Genomic DNA, 17,457 nt, shown 5'->3' on the forward strand with positions numbered 1-17,457 from the left:
GTACTCTCGCGCCCATGGAGCAGAGGCATCTCGGACGTACCGGCCTGCGTGTGTCGCGCATCGGACTCGGCACCCTCACCTGGGGCCGGGGCACCGACGAGCACGACGCCGCCGAGCAGTTGAAGTCGTTCTGGGACGCGGGCGGCACGCTCGTGGACACCGCCGACGTGTACGGCGGGGGCGAGGCGGAGTACCTGCTCGGGCGCCTGATGGAGCGCCTGGTGCCCCGGCAGGACCTCGTCCTGTCCACGAAGGCGGGCAGCGTCCCGGACCCCGACCGGCGCACGGACGGCTCGCGCGGGCACCTGCTCGCCGCGCTCGACGCCTCCCTCGCCCGCCTGGGCACCGACCACGTGGACCTGTGGCAGCTGCACGCCTTCGACCCGTACACGCCGCTGGAGGAGTCGCTCCAGGCCCTCGACATCGCCGTACGCAGCGGCCGGGCGCGGTACGCGGGCGTGGCCAACTTCTGCGGCTGGCAGCTCGCCAAGGCCGGCACCTGGCAGCTCGGCGGCGACCGGACCCGGCTCGCCGGGGCCCAGCTGGAGTACTCGCTGCTCCAGCGGGGCGTCGAACGGGAGGTGCTGCCGGCCGCGCGGGACCTCGGCATAGGCCTGCTGCCCTCCTCTCCGCTGGGGCGCGGGGTCCTGACGGGGAAGTACCGCAGCGGCACGCCGACGGACTCGCGGGGCGCCTCCGAGACGATGGCGCCCTTCGTGGAGCCGTACCTCGACGAGGCGGCGAGCCGGATCGTGGACGCGGTGGCGACGGCGGCCGACGGGCTCGCGACGACCCCGCTCCATGTGGCGCTCGCCTGGGTCCGCGACCGGCCCGGGGTGACCGCGCCGATCGTCGGCGCGCGCACGGCGCGGCAGCTCGCGGCCGCGTTGTCAGTGGAGGCGCTTAGTCTTCCTGACGAGATCTGTCGGGCGCTGGACGATGTGTCGGCGCCCGTGCACCGCTATCCGGATCACGACTGGAGCACCTTGTGACCGAGCCTTCCGGGGAGACCGCGCCCGAGGCCGTGGAGCCCGCCGCCGAGGACCTGCGGGAGGAAGCCACCGGGGCTCCGACCCAGGCCCCCGAAGCGCCCGAAGACCCGAAGCCGTCCGAGGAGCCGGGCCGGGCCGAGGAGCCGGACACCACCGGGGAACCGGGCGCGGCCGAGGGACACGGCTCCACCGAGGGCCCGGACGCGGCCGAGCAGCCCGTTACCGCCGAGGGACCGAGCGCGGCCGAGGAGCCCGGCACCGCCGAGGGACCGAGCGCGGCCGAGGAGCCCGGCACCACCGAAACGCCCAGCGCGGGCGAGCAGCCCGGCACCACCGAGGGACCGAGCGCGGCCGAGGAGCCCGGCACCGGCGAGGAGTCCGCCGCCGGCGACCAGGCGGCCGGCGACCAGGCGGCCGGCGCCGGCGACCAGGTCAGCGACGCCGCGGCGGCGCAGGCCGGTGACGGGGGCGACGCGCCCGGGTTGAGTGACGCTCAGGCCGAGCTCGCCGCGCAGCGGGAGCTGCGGGCGAAGATCGCGGCCCGCAAGGCCGAGAAGAGCGGCCCCCTCACGAGCGGCGCCAAGCTGAGCGGCACCGCCGCCGACCTCCTCGCGGCCGTCCGGGCCGTGGAGGGCGGCACCTCCTCCGGCAGCACGTTCTACGAGGCCCCCGAGCCCGCCCCCCGCCGCCCCGCCGCCGAGACCGCCCCGGCGATGACCGTGCGGCCCCCCGCACCGGAGCGGCCCGCGGCCCCGGCGCCCGGCACGACGGCCGCCGTCCGCGAGGTCCTCGCCGAGGGCGGGGCCCCGGAGGCGCTGGCCGAGCAGGTCGCCGCCGCGCTCGGCGAGGGCGCGGCCGCGGTGCTCCGCGAGGACCCGTGGCAGCTGCTCGCGGTGGCCGGGGTCCGGCCGGAGCAGGCCGACGGGTTCGCACGGGCGCTGCTCGGCCCCGCGTGCGGCCCCGGCGACCCCCGCCGCGCGGTCGCCCTGACCGTGTGGCTCCTGGAGCGGGCCGCCCTCCAGGGGCACACGGCCCTGGAGATCGGGGCCGTGCGCGCGGGACTCGCCGGGCACGCGGTGCCCGACCCGGAGGAGGCCGTCGAGACGGCGGTCTCCGAGGCCGCGGTCCTCGTCTTCCAGGAGGAGGAGACGGCACAGGAGCCCGAGGACGAAGCCGAGGAGGACGCGGCCGCGCCCGCCGCGGAGCAGGAGCCCGCCGCGCCCGTGCTGCTCGGACTCGACCGGTACGCGCTGGCGGAGGAGAGCCTCGCGGACGGTCTCGCCCGGCTGGTGAGGACGGCGACGGCCGACACGTGGGAGGGCGGCGAGCTGGAGCGCGCCGCCGGGGCGCACGGCCTCGTCCTGCACACCGGCGGCGAGGCCTCCCGCGCCGAGCCGGTGGCGCTAGCCGCGGCGGCCCGGGAGCGCGGGCTGCGCACCCTGGTCGCCGTCCACGCGGACAGCGGGCGCCGTGCCGCGGGCGCGGACGCCGTGACGGTCGCCGCCCTGCTGTCCGGCGCGGCCGGTCCCGGGCGGGACGAGGACGGGGCCTTCGAGCTCGACCTGCTCGTGGTCCTCGACGCGCCGCAGCTGGACGTGGAGACCGGCGCGATGCTCGTGGAGTCGCTGCCCGACGGGTGCCGGATGGTGCTGAGCGGGGACCCGGAGGTGCTCGGCGCGCCGGGCGCGGGCCGGGTCTTCGCGGACGTGCTCGCGGCCCGGGTGTGCCCGAGGGTCGCGTCCCGCGTCCCCGACCCGGGCCCGCTCGGCGAGCTGGTGTCGGGCATCGGCGTCGGCGAGCTGAACCAGGTCGAGGCGCCCGGCAAGGAGATCGTGATCGTCCCGGTGCGGGACGCGGGCGAGGCCGTGCACCGTACGGTCCAGCTGGTGGCGGACTCGGTGCCCCGGGCGATCGGGATTCCGTCCGAGCAGACGCAGGTCGTCACGGTCGGCCACGGCGGCTCGGCCGGTACGCGCGCGCTGAACGCCGCCCTCAAGCAGCGGCTGAACCCCGGACCGGGCCGGTTCGGCGGCTACGACCCCGGGGACCGGGTGGCGTACGCGCCCGCGCCGGGCCGCACGGTGACGGGCACGGTCCTGTCGGCCGACGCCGAGGGGCTGCGGCTGCGCTGCGGGGACGACGAGCTCCTCGTACCGAGGGAGCGGGTGGAGTCGGCGCTGCGGCACGGCTGGGCGCTCACCGCGCACCAGGCGGCCGGGGCGCGCTGGCCCGCGGTGGTCGTGGTGCTGCCCGGGGACGCGGCGGGCGGTCTGAGCCGGCCGTGGGTGTACACGGCCTTCGGGCGGGCGGAGCGCCATCTGTCGGTCGTGCACGGCGTCGACCAGGCGCTGGCCCGCGCGGTGGCCGAGGGGGTGGCCCCGGAGCGCACGACGCGCCTGCAGCCGCTCCTGGAGGGGCTGCTCGCCCCCGACGAGGAGTAGGGCGAGGCGTGCGCACGGAGGGCCCGGACACCACCGGTGGTGTCCGGGCCCTCCCGCGTCCCGTCAGGCGTCCGCGCCGCCGGCCGACGCGGCCACGGGCTCGTCCCCGTCCTCCTCGTCCTCGTCCTCGTCGAAGACCGAACTGACGTCGAAGCGGCAGACGATCCGCTCGGGGTCGGCGTGGTCGAAGGGGGCGCTCAGCCACTCCCCCGGTTCCGGGAGCTCCTCGGCGGCGGTGACCCAGAGCGTGGAGTCGCCCTCCTCCAGGCCGAACTCCTTGTGTCGGGAGGCGATCTCGTCCGGTTCGTACTCGCCGAAGAGCACGCCGAGCGCGGCGAGCGGCGAGACGCCGGCCTTGGCGGCCTCCTCGGTGTCCGCCGCGTCGCCGAGCTCGGCGACGCGGCGGGCCTGGGCGAGCAGGCGTTGCGGTTCGGCGACGGCGTAGTCGCGGCGGATCAGGAGGCTGACGGCGTGGGGTTCATCAGGTCCGGTGTACGGCGGCAGGTTGCCGTCGGCTCCGGGGATCTCGAAGGGGGTGACCTCGTCGTAGCGGTCGTAGAGGAGTTCGTCGTACGCCTCGGCCGCCGTGGCGAGGGCGTTGAAGGCTTCGTAGACGGCCGTGTCGTCGTCTCCCGTGCGGCGTTCGACCGCCGCGAGGTGACGGTCCAGTGCGGCTTTGACCGCCTCGGCGGCGGCACGTACCTCGGCAGCGGTGGGCTGCGCAGCATCAGACATGGGACAGACGCTATCCGTACCGGGCCGGTGCCCGCACAATAGATGCGATGCCGGAATACGAATTTGTCGATGTGTACGTGCCGCGCGGTGTCTCCCGCAAGGAGGCGACGCGGCTGCTGACCGACCATGCCGAGTACGGACACTGGGAGTTGGACCGTCTGAGCCTGCACCGGGACGGGAGCCGCAGAGTGCGGTTGAAGCGGCGGATCATCCGCCAGGTCAGGGCGACCTGGTAGCGGGAACGGGACGACGGACGCATGCGAAGGGGCCCCGCGGTGTGCGGGGCCCCTGTGCGTGGTGCGTGACCGGCGCGGATCAGGCGGCGCTGCGGGCGCGGCGGTAGATCAGCGAGCCGGCGAGCAGCAGCCCGGCACCGGCGGGGACGATCACGCCGAGCGGACCGGAACCGGTCTCGGCGAGCTCCTCGACGGCACGGGGCGGAGTGACGCCGTGCGCACCCGGAGTGTTCGGCCCGTGCTCACCGCCGGGGGTGCCGGGGGTACCCGGAGTACCGGGAGTACCGGGAGTACCGGGAGTACCAGGCGTTCCCGGAGTACCGGGAGTCCCCGGCGTACCCGGGGTTCCCGGAGTCCCGGGCGTACCCGGGGTCCCAGGCGTACCGGGCGTACCAGGGGTCCCCGGAGTGCCGGGGGTCCCGGGCGTACCCGGCCCCTCCTCGCCGTACCCCGTGTCCCCGCCGCTCCCGCCGTTCCCGCAGTCGTTGCCCGTGACGGCGTTGCCCAGGCCCACGCCCGTGACGCCGTTGCCGCACACGTTCACCGGGACGTCGACCGGCACCTGGACGTTGTTGCCGGAGCCCACGCCCGGGGAGTTGCTCGTGTGTCCCCCGGCGGACGAGCCGCCGCCGTGGGGGGAGGTGTTGGCGCATTTGTTGGCGAAGGCCGGATTCAGCACTCCGACGACGTTGACGGTGTTTCCGCAGGCGTTCACCGGTACGTGCACCGGGACCTGGACGGAATTTCCGGACGCGACGCCCGGGGAATTCATGGCCGTACCGTTCGCGCCGGAATCGGCGTGCGCATATCCGCCGCCGACGGCGGCGAAAACGCCTCCGGCGGCCGCGACGCTGATGAGGCCCTTGCGCGTGACCTGTCGCATAGCTTGTTCCCTGCCTGCTCGGCTTCGAAAGAGCGCCACCGGGCGGTCGGCCCGGGGCGGAAATGGCCACCGGCCCCGGAGTGCATGGCACGCACTCCGGGGCCGGACCGGCTCACACCCTCACGGGGCGAGGCACAACGTCAGGCGTTGACGCAGGTGTTGCCGAAGGTGGGGTTCAGCAGGCCGATCACGGAGACCGTGTTGCCGCACACGTTCACGGGGACGTGAACCGGCACCTGGACGACGTTGCCCGAGAGCACGCCGGGGGAACCGATGGCGGCACCCTGGGCACCCGCGTCGGCAACGGCCATGCCCGCACCCGCGAGAACGAGACCACCGGTGGCAGCCGCAGCAGCGACGACCTTCTTGATCATTATTCCTCCTAGTTGGCAATGCGGCCCCAGCCGCGGACCGCATCACCTGTAACGAGGGGGAATGGTGGGGGCTACGAGCGCCCGAGTTCATTCACTCTTTCCGGTCACATGCAAACGCGCGGACGAATTCGAAGGGTCCTCAGCAGGCGTCGAGGAAGCGGTCCAGGACGCGGACGCCGAACGTGAGGCCGTCCACCGGGACCCGCTCGTCCACGCCGTGGAACATGCCGGCGAAGTCGAGCTCCGGCGGCAGCTGGAGCGGCGCGAAGCCGAAGCAGCGGATGCCGAGGTCGTCGAAGGACTTGGCGTCGGTGCCGCCGGAGAGCATGTACGGCACGGCGCGGGCGATCGGGTCCTCGGCGCGCAGCGCCAGCTGCATGGCGTCCACCAGGGCGCCGTCGAAGCTGGTCTCCAGGGCCTTGTCGCCGTGCACGTCCTCGCGCTTCACGCGGGGGCCGAGGATCCGGTCGAGGTCGGCGAGGAACTCCTGCTCGTAGCCGGGCAGGAAGCGGCCGTCGACGTGCGCCGTGGCCTGGCCGGGGATCACGTTCACCTTGTAGCCGGCGCCGAGCATCGTCGGGGCGGCCGAGTTGCGGAGGGTGGCGCCGACCATCTTGGCGATGCCGCCGAGCTTGGCGAGGGTGCCGTCCATGTCCTCGGGGTCGAGCGGGGTGCCCAGGGCGTCCGAGAGCTCGTCGAGGAAGGACCGCACGGTCTTGGTGACCCTGACGGGCCACTGGTGGCGGCCGAGGCGGCCCACGGCCTCGCAGAGCTCCGTGATGGCGTTGTCGTCGTTGGTCATGGAACCGTGGCCCGCGGTGCCCTCGACGGTCAGCCGCATCCAGTGCATGCCCTTCTGGGCCGTCTCGACCAGGTAGAGCCGCAGGTTCTCGTTGACGGTGAAGGAGAAGCCGCCGACCTCGCCGATCGCCTCCGTGACGCCGTCGAAGAGGTCGCGGTGCTTGTCGACCAGGTGCCGGGCACCGTAGGTGCCGCCGGCCTCCTCGTCGGCGAGGAAGGCGAGGACGATGTCACGCGGGGGCTTGCGGCCGCTGCGCAGCCGGTCCCGGACGACCGCGAGGGTCATCGCGTCCATGTCCTTCATGTCGACGGCCCCGCGGCCCCAGACGCAGCCGTCGGCGATCTCTCCGGAGAAGGGGTGGTGGGTCCAGTCCTCGGCGTTGGCCGGGACGACGTCGGTGTGGCCGTGGATGAGCAGGGCCGGACGCGACGGGTCCTCGCCCTCGATCCGGGCGACGGTGGAGGCCCGCCCCTTGTGCGACTCGATGATCTTCGGCTCAAGGCCGACCTCCGCGAGCTTCTCGGCGACGTACTCGGCCGCCGCCCGCTCGCCCGGGCCGGAGTGGTCGCCGTAGTTGCTGGTGTCGATGCGGATGAGGTCGCGACAGAGGTCCACCACCTCGTCCTCGCCGCTGACGTTCCGGGCCGTGTTCGACTCGCTCACGCTGCTTCCTCCCACTACGTGCCCCACGTGCTTCCTGGTGATCTCCCCCATCCTCCCGCGTGGCCCCCTCGGCGCCCAAGGGTGCCGGCCGGCCGACATGCTGCTGTCACATGCCCGGGGGGTCACCGGGAGTGGTGATCGACCGCTCCGAATGTTTGCTATGGTTTTCCTCGTCGGAAGGGCCCAGCGGCCAGGAAGACAGACACCTTGTCCGGGTGGCGGAATGGCAGACGCGCTAGCTTGAGGTGCTAGTGCCCTTTATCGGGCGTGGGGGTTCAAGTCCCCCCTCGGACACCAGCGAAAGACCCCACATCATGTGGGGTCTTTCTTGTTGCGGCAGCAGGACTCACGGCGGTAGGACCGGTGCGACGCAGATCCAAGGGCCCCTCTTCGCCCCTCCCGCAGCGCCAGGGGATCGACCCCGTGCGCGTGCGGCTGCCGGAGGATCCCGAGGGGGGCCGGGCCACCGTCCGGGAGTACCTGGTCGAACGGTACGGGGGTGCCGTCGGGGTCGGGCGGGTCGAGGAGATGCTGCGGGACGGGCGGTTCGTCGGGATCGACGGGCCCGTCGACGGGGACGAGCCGTACGTCGCGGGGCGGTACCTCTGGTTCCACCGGGACTTTCCCGCCGAGACGCCGGTGCCCTTCTCGATCGGGGTCGTGCACCGGGACGAGCGGATCGTGGTGGCCGACAAGCCGCATTTCCTCGCCACGATGCCGCGCGGGCGGCACGTGACCGAGACCGCGCTCGCCCGGCTCCGGCGTGACCTGGGGCTTCCGCACCTTCAGCCCGCGCACCGGCTGGACCGGCTGACGGCGGGGCTCGTGCTGTTCGTGGTGCGGGAGGAGGACCGGGGGGCGTATCAGACGCTGTTCCGGGACCGTGTGGTGCGCAAGGAGTACGAGGCGGTGGCGCCGTACGACCCGGCGGTGGAGCTGCCGGTGACCGTACGGAGCCGGATCGAGAAGGAGCGCGGGGTGATGGCCGCCCGGGAGGTGCCGGGCGAGCCGAACGCCGAGAGCCGGATCGAGCTGCTGGGCCACGCCGGCGGGCTCGGGCGGTACCGGCTGGTGCCCGTGACCGGGCGGACCCACCAGCTCCGGGTGCACATGAACCGCCTGGGGCTGCCGATCCTCGACGATCCGGTGTATCCGGTGGTGCGCGAGGACGGGCCGGAGGACTTCTCGCGTCCGCTGCGACTGCTCGCGCGGACGCTGGAGTTCACCGACCCGTTCACGGGTCACGCCCTGGGGTTCGAGAGCCGGCTGCGGCTCAGTGGCCCCGCTTGATCCATTCCTCCAGGTGCGGCGCCTCGGCACCGATCGTGGTGGTGTCGCCGTGGCCGGTGCGCACGACCGTCTCCGCGGGCAGGCCGAGGAGCCGCTCGCGGATCGAGTCGACGATCGTCGGGAAGTCCGAGTAGGACCGGCCGGTCGCGCCGGGGCCGCCCTGGAAGAGGGTGTCTCCGGTGAAGACGGTGCCCAGCTCGGGGGCGTACAGGGAGACCGCCCCCGGGGCGTGACCCGGGGTGTGGAGGACCGTGAGGTCCGTGCCGGCGATGGTGAGGACCTGCCCGTCGGCGAGCTCGCCGTCGGGGCTGTGGTCGGGGTGGGTGAGCTTCCACAGCGGCTGGTCGGCCGGGTGGAGCAGGATGCGGGCACCGGTGGCGGCCGCGAGGGCCGGGGCGGCGTCGATGTGGTCGTCGTGGGCGTGGGTGCAGACGATGGCGCGCAGGGCGCGGCCGTCGAGGGCGGCGAGGATCGCCTCGGCGTCGTGGGCGGCGTCGATGACGATGGCCTCGGTGTCGTCGCCGACGATCCAGACGTTGTTGTCGACGTCCCAGGTGCCGCCGTCGAGGCTGAAGGTGCCCGAGGTGACGAGGTGGTCGATGCGGGCGGCCATCAGAGGACCACCACCGAGCGGAGGACGTCGCCCTCGTGCATGCGGGCGAAGGCCTTCTCGACGTCGCCGAGGCCGATGGTCTCGGTGACGAAGGCGGCGAGGTCGATGCGGCCCTGCTGGTGCAGGTCGATGAGCATCGGGAAGTCGCGGGACGGCAGGCAGTCCCCGTACCAGGAGGACTTGAGGGAGCCGCCGCGGCCGAAGACGTCGAGGAGGGGGAGTTCGAGCTTCATCTCGGGGCTGGGGACGCCGACGAGGACGACGGTGCCGGCCAGGTCGCGGGCGTAGAAGGCCTGCTCGTACGTCTCCGGGCGGCCGACGGCCTCGATGACGACGTCGGCGCCGAAGCCGCCGGTGAGTTCGCGGATCGCCTCGACGGCGTCGGCGGTGCGGGAGTTGACCGTGTGGGTGGCGCCCATCTCGCGGGCCTTGTCCAGCTTCCGGTCGTCGATGTCGACGGCGATGATCTTCGCGGCTCCGGCGAGGCGGGCGCCGACGACGGCCGCGTCGCCGACGCCGCCGCAGCCGATGACGGCGACGGTGTCGCCGCGGCCGACGTTTCCGGTGTTGATCGCGGCGCCGATGCCGGCCATCACGCCGCAGCCGAGGAGGCCCGCGACCTCGGGGGCGACGGCCGGGTCGACCTTGGTGCACTGACCGGAGGCGACGAGGGTCTTCTCGGCGAAGGCGCCGATGCCGAGGGCCGGGGAGAGCTCCGTGCCGTCGAGCAGGGTCATCCGCTGCTTCGCGTTGTGGGTGGCGAAGCAGTACCAGGGGCGGCCGCGCAGGCAGGCGCGGCAGGTGCCGCAGACGGCGCGCCAGTTGAGGATCACGAAGTCGCCGGGGGCGACGTCGGTGACGCCCTCGCCGACGGACTCGACGATTCCCGCGGCCTCGTGGCCGAGCAGGAAGGGGAACTCGTCGTTGATCGCGCCCTGCTTGTAGTGGAGATCGGTGTGACAGACGCCGCAGGCCTGGATCTTCACGACCGCCTCGCCGGGGCCGGGGTCGGGGATCACGATGGTCTCCACGCGTACCGGTTCGTTCCTGCCCGGGGCGATGACCCCCTGGACGTGCTGCGGCATCGTGAACTTCCCTTCCTGCGACCGGATCTTGTAAGGCTCTTGCGTACCACTATCTCCTGACAAAAGGCGAGTCCCCCGCAGGCCGTGCCTGCGGGGGACCACCTTCTCCCGTGGGGGGAGTCTCAGTCCTGGTGTGCCGCGGAGGTCGCGCGGACCCGCCGGCGGACCAGGAACCAACCGCCGGTGAGCGCGGCCGCGATGAGCGGCAGGCAGTTCACGGTCGTGCGGCTGATGCCGCCGTCCATCCACATCAGGACGAGGACGGAGGCGAGGAAGCCCAGGGTGACGATCTGGGTGTACGGGGCCCAGGGCAGGTTGTAGCCGGGGCGGGTGACCCTGCCGGCCTTGGCGCTGCGCCAGAAGAGCAGCGAGCAGACCATGATCATGGCCCAGGTGCCGATGATGCCGATGGAGGCGAAGTTGAGGACGAGCTCGAAGGCCTCGCCGGGCATGACGTAGTTGAGGGCGACGCCGAGGACGCCGAAGCCGGCGGTGAGCAGGATGCCGCCGTAGGGCACGCCGCCGCGGTTCATGACTCCGGTGAACTTGGGGGCGGAGCCGGCGAGCGACATGGAGCGCAGGATGCGGCCGGTGGAGTACAGGCCGGAGTTGAGGCTGGAGAGGGCGGCGGTGAGGACGACGAGGTTCATCACGCCGGCGGCGCCGGGGATGCCCAGCTTGTCGAAGACGGTGACGAAGGGGCTCTGGTCGCCGGAGTACGCGGTGTACGGGAGGATCAGCGCGAGCAGGATCACGGAGCCGACGTAGAAGAGGCCCACGCGCCACATGATCGAGTTGATCGCCTTCGGCATGATCTTCTCGGGGTTCTCGGTCTCACCGGCGGCGACGCCGCAGAGTTCGACGGAGGCGTAGGCGAAGACGACGCCCTGGATGAGCAGCAGCATCGGCATCGTGCCCTGGGGGAAGATGCCGCCGTTCTCGGTGATGTTGGCGAGGCCGGGGGTGTGGCCGCCGACGTCGTGCGAGGTGACGACGAGGAAGATGCCGACGAGCATGAAGGCGACGAGGGCGGCGACCTTGATGATCGCGAACCAGAACTCCATCTCGCCGAAGTACTTCACGGAGATGAGGTTGGCGGCGAGGACGACCGCGAGGGCGATCAGGGCGAGGACCCACTGCGGGACGTCGCTGAACATGGCCCAGAAGTGGGCGTAGGTGGCAGCCGCGGTGATGTCGGCGACGGCGGTGGTCGACCAGTTGAGGAAGTACAGCCAGCCGGCCGTGTAGGCACCCTTCTCGCCCATGAACTCACGGGCGTAGGAGACGAAGGCGCCGGAGGAGGGGCGGTAGAGCACCAGCTCGCCGAGGGCGCGCACCACGAAGAAGGCGAAGACGCCGCAGACCGCGTAGGCGATGAAGAGGGACGGGCCGGCCTGGGACATCCGGCCGCCGGCGCCCAGGAAGAGGCCGGTGCCGATGGCGCCGCCGATGGCGATCATGTTGATGTGCCGGGACTTGAGGTCCTTGCGGTATCCGGCGTCGCCTGCGTCGACGTGGGGGACGGCGGCCGGGTTCGCCGGGGCGGCGGACAGCGGCTCGGCCGCGGTGACGCGGTCAGTCATGGAGTTGTTCGCCTTCGTGAGGGGGCAGTGCGGTACCCGGCCGTACCTGACGGGGGTGTCCCCGGCACGGCCAGCGCACATCCTCACGGCAATGGCGCCGACAGACTGTGGCGCATGTCACTGAACGCCCATATTTGAGCTAGTTCAGAGCTTTACGGCGCCAATACGTCCAGTTCCTGGAGGGCGCCGACCGCGATCTGGCGGGTGAGCTCCTCGGCGCGGGCCGCGTCCCGCTCCCGCACGGCCTCGGCGACCTGGACGTGGAGGGTGACGGCGGCCGGGTCGGGGTCCTCGAACATCACGTGGTGGTGGGTGCGGCCGGTGAGGACCTCGGCGACGACGTCGCCGAGGCGGGCGAACATCTCGTTGCCGGAGGCGTTGAGCACGACCCGGTGGAAGGCGACGTCGTGGACGAGGTACTCCTCCAGGCGCCGGCCGCGCGAGGTGGCGACCATGCCGAGGGCCTGCTCGGTGAGCTCGCGGCACTGCTCGGGGGTGGCGTTCAGGGCGGCCAGGCCGGCGGCGACCGGTTCGACGGCCGAGCGGAGCACGGTGAGCGAGCGGAGCTGGCGGGGGCGGTCGGCGCCGGCGAGCCGCCAGCGGATGACCTGGGGGTCGTACACGTTCCAGCTGGCCGTGGGGAGCACGGTCACGCCGACGCGGCGGCGGGACTCGACGAGGTGCATCGACTCCAGGACGCGGACGACCTCGCGGACGACGGTCCGTGAGACGTCGAAGCGCTGGGCGAGCTCGTCGGTGCGCAGCACGGTGCCCGGCGGGTACTCCCCGGCGGTGATCGCGAGACCCAGGGTGGCCAGGACGTGCGAGTGGAGTCCCTGGGCCGGTGTCGTCATGGCGATCAGCCTATGCGCGCGGGCGCGTGTGATCACACCCGGGAATGAAAAGTACGACTTTTATGTCACAGGCTCTTGAATACGTCGTACCCAATGGGTTTCATGAGCGCGACGGATTCACCGAATCGATGTCGATGAAGACAGCGAGGCACCCCCCATGAGCACCACCCCCCACTCCGCTCCCCCGGTCGTCGTCGTGATGGGCGTCGCCGGGACCGGCAAGACCACCATCGGTCCGCTGGTCGCGGAGGCGCTCGGCCTTCCGTACGCCGAGGGCGACGACTTCCACCCGGCGGCCAACGTCGCCAAGATGTCGGCCGGCACCCCGCTGGACGACAGGGACCGGGGGCCGTGGCTCGACGCCATCGGGGAGTGGGCGCACGGCCGGGCCGGGCTCGGCGGGGTGGTGAGCAGCTCCGCGCTGAAGCGGCTGTACCGGGACCGGCTGCGTGCCGCCGCGCCCGGGGTCGTCTTCCTGCATCTGACCGGTGACCGGGAGCTCATCGAGGGGCGGATGGCCGCACGCCAGGGCCATTTCATGCCCACCGCGCTCCTCGACTCCCAGTTCGCCACCCTGCAGCCGCTGCAGGAGGACGAGGCCGGCGTCGCCGTCGACGTCTCCGGCACCCCGGAGGAGATCACCGTCCGCGCCGTCGCCGCCCTGCGCGGCCTGGCCGGCTGACCCTCCGCCGCACCCCCGTACCCCCGCCCCCCTCTTCCTGCCCGTACGAAGGACACCACCGTGACCAGTCTCAGCGTCGAGACCCTGGCAGCGGACGCCGCCGAACCGATCACCTCGGCAGGCAACGCCCAGCTCGGGATCGCCGTGCTCGCCGGCATCGCCGTCATCGTCCTGCTCATCACCAAGTTCAAGCTGCACGCGTTCCTGGCGCTGACCATCGGGTCGCTGGCGCTCGGCGCGTTCGCGGGTGCCCCGCTCGCGGACACCATCAAGTCGTTCAGCACCGGACTCGGCAACACGGTCGCCGGCGTGGGCGTGCTCATCGCGCTCGGCGCGATCCTCGGCAAGCTGCTCGCCGACTCCGGCGGCGCCGACCAGATCGTGGACACGATCCTGGCGAGGACCGGCAAGCGGGCCATGCCGTGGGCGATGGTCCTGATCGCCTCCGTGATCGGTCTGCCGCTGTTCTTCGAGGTCGGCATCGTGCTGCTGATCCCGGTGGTGCTGATGGTCGCCAAGCGCGGCAACTACTCGCTGATGCGGATCGGCATCCCGGCCCTGGCCGGCCTGTCCGTGATGCACGGCCTCATCCCGCCGCACCCCGGCCCGCTCGTCGCGATCGACGCCGTCGGCGCCAACCTGGGCGTGACCCTCGCGCTCGGCCTGGTCGTCGCGATACCGACCGTGATCATCGCCGGTCCGGTCTTCTCCAGGTACGCGGCCCGCTGGGTGGACATCCAGGCCCCGGAGAACATGATCCCGTCGCGTCCCTCCGAGGACCTGGAGAAGCGCCCCGGCTTCGGCGCCACCGTCGCGACCATCCTGCTGCCCGTCGTCCTGATGCTGGTCAAGGCGCTCGTCGACATCGTGGTCGACGACCCCGAGAACGGCGTGCAGAAGGTCACCGACGTCATAGGATCCCCGCTGATCGCCCTGCTCGCGGCCGTCATGGTCGGGATGTTCACGCTGGGTCGCGCGGCCGGCTTCACCAAGGAGCGGCTGAACTCGACCGTCGAGAAGTCCCTCGCTCCCATCGCCGGCATCCTGCTGATCGTCGGCGCGGGCGGCGGCTTCAAGCAGACCCTGATCGACATCGGCGTCGGGCAGATGATCCTCGACTTCTCGAAGAACTGGTCGATCCCGGCCCTGCTGCTCGCCTGGCTGATCGCCGTCGCGATCCGGCTCGCGACCGGTTCGGCCACGGTGGCGACGATCTCGGCCGCCGGCCTGGTGGCCCCGCTCGCCGAGGGCATGTCGACCGGCGAGGTCTCGCTGCTCGTCCTCGCCGTCGGTGCCGGTTCGCTCTTCTTCAGCCACGTCAACGACGCCGGGTTCTGGCTGGTGAAGGAGTACTTCGGCATGGACGTCGGCCAGACGATCAAGACCTGGTCGGTGATGGAGACGATCATCTCGGTCGTCGGCATCGTGTGCGTGCTGCTGCTGTCGCTGGTGCTGTAGCGGGTCCCGGACCTGCGGAGGGGCCCCGGACGTCGGACGTCCGGGGCCCTTCCGCCGTGCTCAGCCCCGCAGCAGACCCAGGACCTTCACCCCGAGCTCCAGGGCCTCGCCCGGCGAGTCGACCGACTGCTGGAGGTCGACGAAGCAGCCGTCGGCGCCGGTGTCGCGCACGCCGGAGAGCACGCCGGCGATCGTGTCCGCCGTGGCGCCGGGGGCGGGGTTGAAGCGGATCTGCCGGCGCAGCGCGCCCGGGTCCCGGCCCGCCTCCTCGGCGGCGCGCCGGGCCACGTCCCACAGGCCCTCGGCCGCTCCGGGCGGCAGGACGGCGCCGACCCAGCCGGCGGCCCGGCGGCCGACCCGGCGCAGGGCGGCCGGGCTGAAGCCGCCGAGGTAGACGGGCGGTCCGGCGGGCTGGACGGGGCGGAGGCCGACGTACGAGACGGGGATCGTCCAGCGGGGCCCCTCGTGGCCGAACTCCTCCTGCGACCAGATGCCGCCCAGGACGTCGAGGAGTTCGTCGAGGAGGGCGCCGCGCCGGCCGAAGTCGGCGCCGACGGCGGTGTACTCGTCCCGCAGCCAGCCGATGCCGAGACCGACGTCGAGACGCCCGCCGCTGACCTGGTCGAGCGAGGTCAGGGAGCGGGCGAGCAGGGCCGGCGGATACCACGGTCCGTTGAGGGTGCTCATGCCGAGCCGGGCGCGGGAGGTCGCGCCGGCGGCGACGGTGAGCACGGTCAGCGGGTCGAGGAAGGTCTTGTACTGGTGGGGGTACGGGTTCTCCGGCGTGTACCCGGGATAGATGTCGCTGGGGGCGACCGGGGTCAGGGCGCGGTCGCCCACCCAGAACGAGTCGAACCCGGCGTCCTCCGCGTCCCGCGCGAAGGCCGCGATGCGGTCGGCGCGGGCGTGGGTGCCGTACTGGGGCAGTGCGATGCCTATCTCCATGCCCTCATCCTGGACAGCGGGACGGCGCGCGACACGAAGGGCTCGGCGTGTGACGCGCGCCACACGCGTGGAGTCGGACCCGCCGTCAGCCCACCGCGCGCGCCGCGGCCCGGCCCGCCGCGCGGCCCGAGAAGATGCAGCCGCCCAGGAAGGTGCCTTCGAGGGACCGGTAGCCGTGGACCCCGCCGCCGCCGAAGCCCGCCGCCTCCCCCGCCGCGTACAGGCCGTCCAGGGGTTCGCCGCCCTCCGTCAGGACGCGGGAGTCGAGGTCGGTCTCCAGGCCGCCGAGCGACTTCCGGGTGAGGATGTTGAGGCGTACGGCGATCAGCGGGCCCGCCTTCGGGTCGAGGATGCGGTGCGGCGCCGCCGTGCGGATCAGCTTGTCGCCCAGGTACTTGCGGGCTCCCCGGATCGCCGTGACCTGGAGGTCCTTGGTGAAGGGGTTGGCGATCTCGCGGTCGCGGGCGGTGATCTCGCGGCGCAGCGCGGCCTCGTCGATCAGGGGTTCGTCGGTGAGGGCGTTCATGCCGCGGACGAGGGCGGAGAGGTCGTTCTCGACGACGAAGTCGGCGCCGTGGTCCATGAAGGCCCGGACCGGGGCGGGGACGTCGGCGCGGGCGCGGCCGAGGACGTCGCGGACGGACTTGCCGGTGAGGTCGGGGTTCTGTTCGGAGCCGGAGAGCGCGAACTCCTTGCCGATGATGCGCTGGTCGAGGACGAACCAGGTGTGGTCGTGGCCGGTCCGCGTGATGTGTTCGAGGGTGCCGAGGGTGTCGAAGCCCGGGAAGAGCGGCACGGGCAGGCGCTTGCCGGTCGCGTCCAGCCACAGGGAGGACGGGCCGGGCAGGATGCGGATGCCGTGGCGGGCCCAGATGGGGTTCCAGTTCTCGATGCCCTCGGTGTAGTGCCACATCCGGTCGCGGTTGATGTGGTGGGCGCCGGCCTTCTCCGCGATGCCGAGCATCAGTCCGTCGACGTGGGCGGGGACGCCGGAGAGCAGCTTGGCGGGCGGGGTGCCGAGCCGGGCGGGCCACTGCGCGCGGACGAGGTCGTGGTTGCCGCCGATGCCGCCGGAGGTGACGATCACGGCCTGGGCCCGGAGTTCGAAGGCTCCCGTGACCTCGCGGCTCGACGCGGTGCCGCGGTCGGCCGTGGAGGGGGCCAGGATCTCGCCGGAGACCGTGTCGACGGCTCCGGCGGTGCGCGCGAGTCCGGTGACGCGGTGGCGGAAGCGGAGGTCGACGAGGCCGCGGGCGGCGCCCGCGCGGACCGTGCGCTCGAAGGGGGCGACGAGGCCGGGCCCGGTGCCCCAGGTGATGTGGAAGCGGGGCACGGAGTTGCCGTGGCCGTTCGCGTCGTAGCCGCCGCGCTCGGCCCAGCCGACGACGGGGAAGAAGCGCACGCCGCGCGCGTGGAGCCAGGCGCGCTTCTCGCCGGCCGCGAAGTCGACGTACGCCTCGGCCCACTTCCTCGGCCAGTGGTCCTCGGTGCGGTCGAAGCCGGCGGTGCCGAACCAGTCCTGGAGGGCCAGGGCGTGGCTGTCCTTGACGCGCATCCTGCGCTGTTCGGGCGAGTCGACGAGGAACAGCCCGCCGAAGGACCAGTGGGCCTGACCGCCGAGGGACTGCTCGGGTTCCTGGTCGAGCAGGATCACGGTGCGGCCGGCGGCGACCAGCTCGGCGGTGGCGACGAGGCCGGCGAGGCCCGCCCCGATCACGATCACATCAGCGTCGTAGGACATGGACCGCATCTTGGATACACGGATGTATCGAGTCAACCGTCCGCCCGCATCTTCCGGTCTTCCACTTTTCTAATGTTGAG

The 17,457-nt window shown here is 72.6% G+C and carries 16 protein-coding genes and 1 tRNA gene; 7 read left to right on the forward strand and 10 right to left on the reverse strand.

The genetic code is table 11. The annotated features are described in order from the left end of the window. The first annotated feature begins 14 nt into the window (after nucleotides 1-14). Nucleotides 15-992 carry an aldo/keto reductase gene (locus tag ACN9MM_RS08565; protein WP_426363054.1) on the forward strand — a complete coding sequence of 326 codons (978 nt, stop codon included), beginning with the start codon at nucleotides 15-17 and terminating at the stop codon, nucleotides 990-992. Further along, complete coding sequence (locus tag ACN9MM_RS08570) at nucleotides 989-3,433, forward strand: helix-hairpin-helix domain-containing protein (protein WP_426363055.1); 2,445 nt, start codon at nucleotides 989-991, stop codon at nucleotides 3,431-3,433. Before ACN9MM_RS08565 ends, ACN9MM_RS08570 begins: the two co-directional genes overlap by 4 nt. 63 nt (nucleotides 3,434-3,496) lie before the next feature. On the opposite strand, the gene ACN9MM_RS08575 is transcribed toward ACN9MM_RS08570, so the two are convergent. Then, nucleotides 3,497-4,168: a hypothetical protein gene (locus ACN9MM_RS08575; protein WP_426363056.1), complete on the reverse strand. Its 672-nt coding sequence runs from the start codon at nucleotides 4,166-4,168 to the stop codon at nucleotides 3,497-3,499. 47 nt (nucleotides 4,169-4,215) lie between these two features. On the opposite strand from ACN9MM_RS08575, the gene ACN9MM_RS08580 reads away from it, so the two are divergent. After that, nucleotides 4,216-4,404: a DUF5703 family protein gene (locus ACN9MM_RS08580; protein WP_015032473.1), complete on the forward strand. Its 189-nt coding sequence runs from the start codon at nucleotides 4,216-4,218 to the stop codon at nucleotides 4,402-4,404. 79 nt (nucleotides 4,405-4,483) lie between these two features. Here ACN9MM_RS08580 and ACN9MM_RS08585 read toward each other — a convergent pair whose 3' ends face one another. The 3 genes from ACN9MM_RS08585 to ACN9MM_RS08595 form a co-directional block, all read right to left on the reverse strand. Further along, nucleotides 4,484-5,287 (reverse strand): chaplin, encoded by an 804-nt coding sequence (locus tag ACN9MM_RS08585; RefSeq protein ID WP_426363057.1) that lies wholly within the window; start codon nucleotides 5,285-5,287, stop codon nucleotides 4,484-4,486. Nucleotides 5,288-5,427: 140 nt separating this feature from the next. Next, nucleotides 5,428-5,661 carry a chaplin ChpH gene (chpH, locus tag ACN9MM_RS08590; protein ID WP_318107813.1) on the reverse strand — a complete coding sequence of 78 codons (234 nt, stop codon included), beginning with the start codon at nucleotides 5,659-5,661 and terminating at the stop codon, nucleotides 5,428-5,430. 139 nt (nucleotides 5,662-5,800) lie between these two features. After that, nucleotides 5,801-7,126, reverse strand: coding sequence for a M20/M25/M40 family metallo-hydrolase (locus ACN9MM_RS08595; protein WP_426363058.1), 1,326 nt, complete (start codon nucleotides 7,124-7,126; stop codon nucleotides 5,801-5,803). 209 nt (nucleotides 7,127-7,335) lie between these two features. Here ACN9MM_RS08595 and ACN9MM_RS08600 point away from each other — a divergent pair. Together ACN9MM_RS08600 and ACN9MM_RS08605 are read left to right on the forward strand one after the other, a co-directional pair. Continuing rightward, nucleotides 7,336-7,423 (forward strand) — tRNA-Leu (locus ACN9MM_RS08600). 66 nt (nucleotides 7,424-7,489) lie between these two features. Further along, the gene (locus tag ACN9MM_RS08605; protein WP_426363059.1) at nucleotides 7,490-8,416 is read left to right on the forward strand and encodes a pseudouridine synthase; all 927 of its coding nucleotides are present in this window, start codon (nucleotides 7,490-7,492) and stop codon (nucleotides 8,414-8,416) included. Here the strand turns inward: ACN9MM_RS08605 and ACN9MM_RS08610 are convergent. The 4 genes from ACN9MM_RS08610 to ACN9MM_RS08625 all read right to left on the reverse strand — a co-directional run bounded on the left by ACN9MM_RS08610 (nucleotide 8,400) and on the right by ACN9MM_RS08625 (nucleotide 12,551). Further along, complete coding sequence (locus ACN9MM_RS08610) at nucleotides 8,400-9,029, reverse strand: MBL fold metallo-hydrolase (protein WP_383660929.1); 630 nt, start codon at nucleotides 9,027-9,029, stop codon at nucleotides 8,400-8,402. The two genes, ACN9MM_RS08605 and ACN9MM_RS08610, sit on opposite strands and share 17 nt — an antisense overlap. Beyond that, complete coding sequence (locus tag ACN9MM_RS08615) at nucleotides 9,029-10,114, reverse strand: S-(hydroxymethyl)mycothiol dehydrogenase (RefSeq protein WP_382861180.1); 1,086 nt, start codon at nucleotides 10,112-10,114, stop codon at nucleotides 9,029-9,031. Before ACN9MM_RS08615 ends, ACN9MM_RS08610 begins: the two co-directional genes overlap by 1 nt. A 122-nt stretch (nucleotides 10,115-10,236) precedes the next feature. Further along, nucleotides 10,237-11,697 carry an amino acid permease gene (locus ACN9MM_RS08620; RefSeq protein WP_426363060.1) on the reverse strand — a complete coding sequence of 487 codons (1,461 nt, stop codon included), beginning with the start codon at nucleotides 11,695-11,697 and terminating at the stop codon, nucleotides 10,237-10,239. A 152-nt stretch (nucleotides 11,698-11,849) separates the two neighbouring features. Continuing rightward, nucleotides 11,850-12,551 (reverse strand): FadR/GntR family transcriptional regulator, encoded by a 702-nt coding sequence (locus tag ACN9MM_RS08625; protein ID WP_382861186.1) that lies wholly within the window; start codon nucleotides 12,549-12,551, stop codon nucleotides 11,850-11,852. A 157-nt stretch (nucleotides 12,552-12,708) separates the two neighbouring features. Between ACN9MM_RS08625 and ACN9MM_RS08630 the strand changes: the two genes are divergently transcribed. Both ACN9MM_RS08630 and ACN9MM_RS08635 read left to right on the forward strand, forming a co-directional pair. Then, the gene (locus ACN9MM_RS08630) at nucleotides 12,709-13,233 is read left to right on the forward strand and encodes a gluconokinase (RefSeq protein ID WP_426363061.1); all 525 of its coding nucleotides are present in this window, start codon (nucleotides 12,709-12,711) and stop codon (nucleotides 13,231-13,233) included. Nucleotides 13,234-13,293: 60 nt separating this feature from the next. After that, nucleotides 13,294-14,691 carry a GntP family permease gene (locus ACN9MM_RS08635; RefSeq protein WP_426363062.1) on the forward strand — a complete coding sequence of 466 codons (1,398 nt, stop codon included), beginning with the start codon at nucleotides 13,294-13,296 and terminating at the stop codon, nucleotides 14,689-14,691. Between the two features lie 60 nt (nucleotides 14,692-14,751). On the opposite strand, the gene ACN9MM_RS08640 is transcribed toward ACN9MM_RS08635, so the two are convergent. Continuing rightward, the gene (locus ACN9MM_RS08640) at nucleotides 14,752-15,636 is read right to left on the reverse strand and encodes a TIGR03619 family F420-dependent LLM class oxidoreductase (protein WP_426363063.1); all 885 of its coding nucleotides are present in this window, start codon (nucleotides 15,634-15,636) and stop codon (nucleotides 14,752-14,754) included. A gap of 85 nt (nucleotides 15,637-15,721) precedes the next feature. Continuing rightward, nucleotides 15,722-17,377 carry an FAD-binding dehydrogenase gene (locus tag ACN9MM_RS08645; protein ID WP_426363064.1) on the reverse strand — a complete coding sequence of 552 codons (1,656 nt, stop codon included), beginning with the start codon at nucleotides 17,375-17,377 and terminating at the stop codon, nucleotides 15,722-15,724. Nucleotides 17,378-17,457 lie beyond the last annotated feature (80 nt).

It is taken from the genome of Streptomyces sp. E-08, assembly GCF_049913095.1.
Classification (GTDB): domain Bacteria; phylum Actinomycetota; class Actinomycetes; order Streptomycetales; family Streptomycetaceae; genus Streptomyces.

Coding starts and splice junctions, on each gene's coding strand:
- ACN9MM_RS08610 (WP_383660929.1), bottom strand. CDS start 9,029: ATGGCCGCCCGCATCGACCACCTCGTCACCTCGGGCACCTTCAGCCTC.
- ACN9MM_RS08620 (WP_426363060.1), bottom strand. CDS start 11,697: ATGACTGACCGCGTCACCGCGGCCGAGCCGCTGTCCGCCGCCCCGGCG.
- ACN9MM_RS08615 (WP_382861180.1), bottom strand. CDS start 10,114: ATGCCGCAGCACGTCCAGGGGGTCATCGCCCCGGGCAGGAACGAACCG.
- ACN9MM_RS08630 (WP_426363061.1), top strand. CDS start 12,709: ATGAGCACCACCCCCCACTCCGCTCCCCCGGTCGTCGTCGTGATGGGC.
- ACN9MM_RS08625 (WP_382861186.1), bottom strand. CDS start 12,551: ATGACGACACCGGCCCAGGGACTCCACTCGCACGTCCTGGCCACCCTG.
- ACN9MM_RS08585 (WP_426363057.1), bottom strand. CDS start 5,287: ATGCGACAGGTCACGCGCAAGGGCCTCATCAGCGTCGCGGCCGCCGGA.
- chpH (WP_318107813.1), bottom strand. CDS start 5,661: ATGATCAAGAAGGTCGTCGCTGCTGCGGCTGCCACCGGTGGTCTCGTT.
- ACN9MM_RS08645 (WP_426363064.1), bottom strand. CDS start 17,377: ATGTCCTACGACGCTGATGTGATCGTGATCGGGGCGGGCCTCGCCGGC.
- ACN9MM_RS08575 (WP_426363056.1), bottom strand. CDS start 4,168: ATGTCTGATGCTGCGCAGCCCACCGCTGCCGAGGTACGTGCCGCCGCC.
- ACN9MM_RS08640 (WP_426363063.1), bottom strand. CDS start 15,636: ATGGAGATAGGCATCGCACTGCCCCAGTACGGCACCCACGCCCGCGCC.
- ACN9MM_RS08580 (WP_015032473.1), top strand. CDS start 4,216: ATGCCGGAATACGAATTTGTCGATGTGTACGTGCCGCGCGGTGTCTCC.
- ACN9MM_RS08565 (WP_426363054.1), top strand. CDS start 15: ATGGAGCAGAGGCATCTCGGACGTACCGGCCTGCGTGTGTCGCGCATC.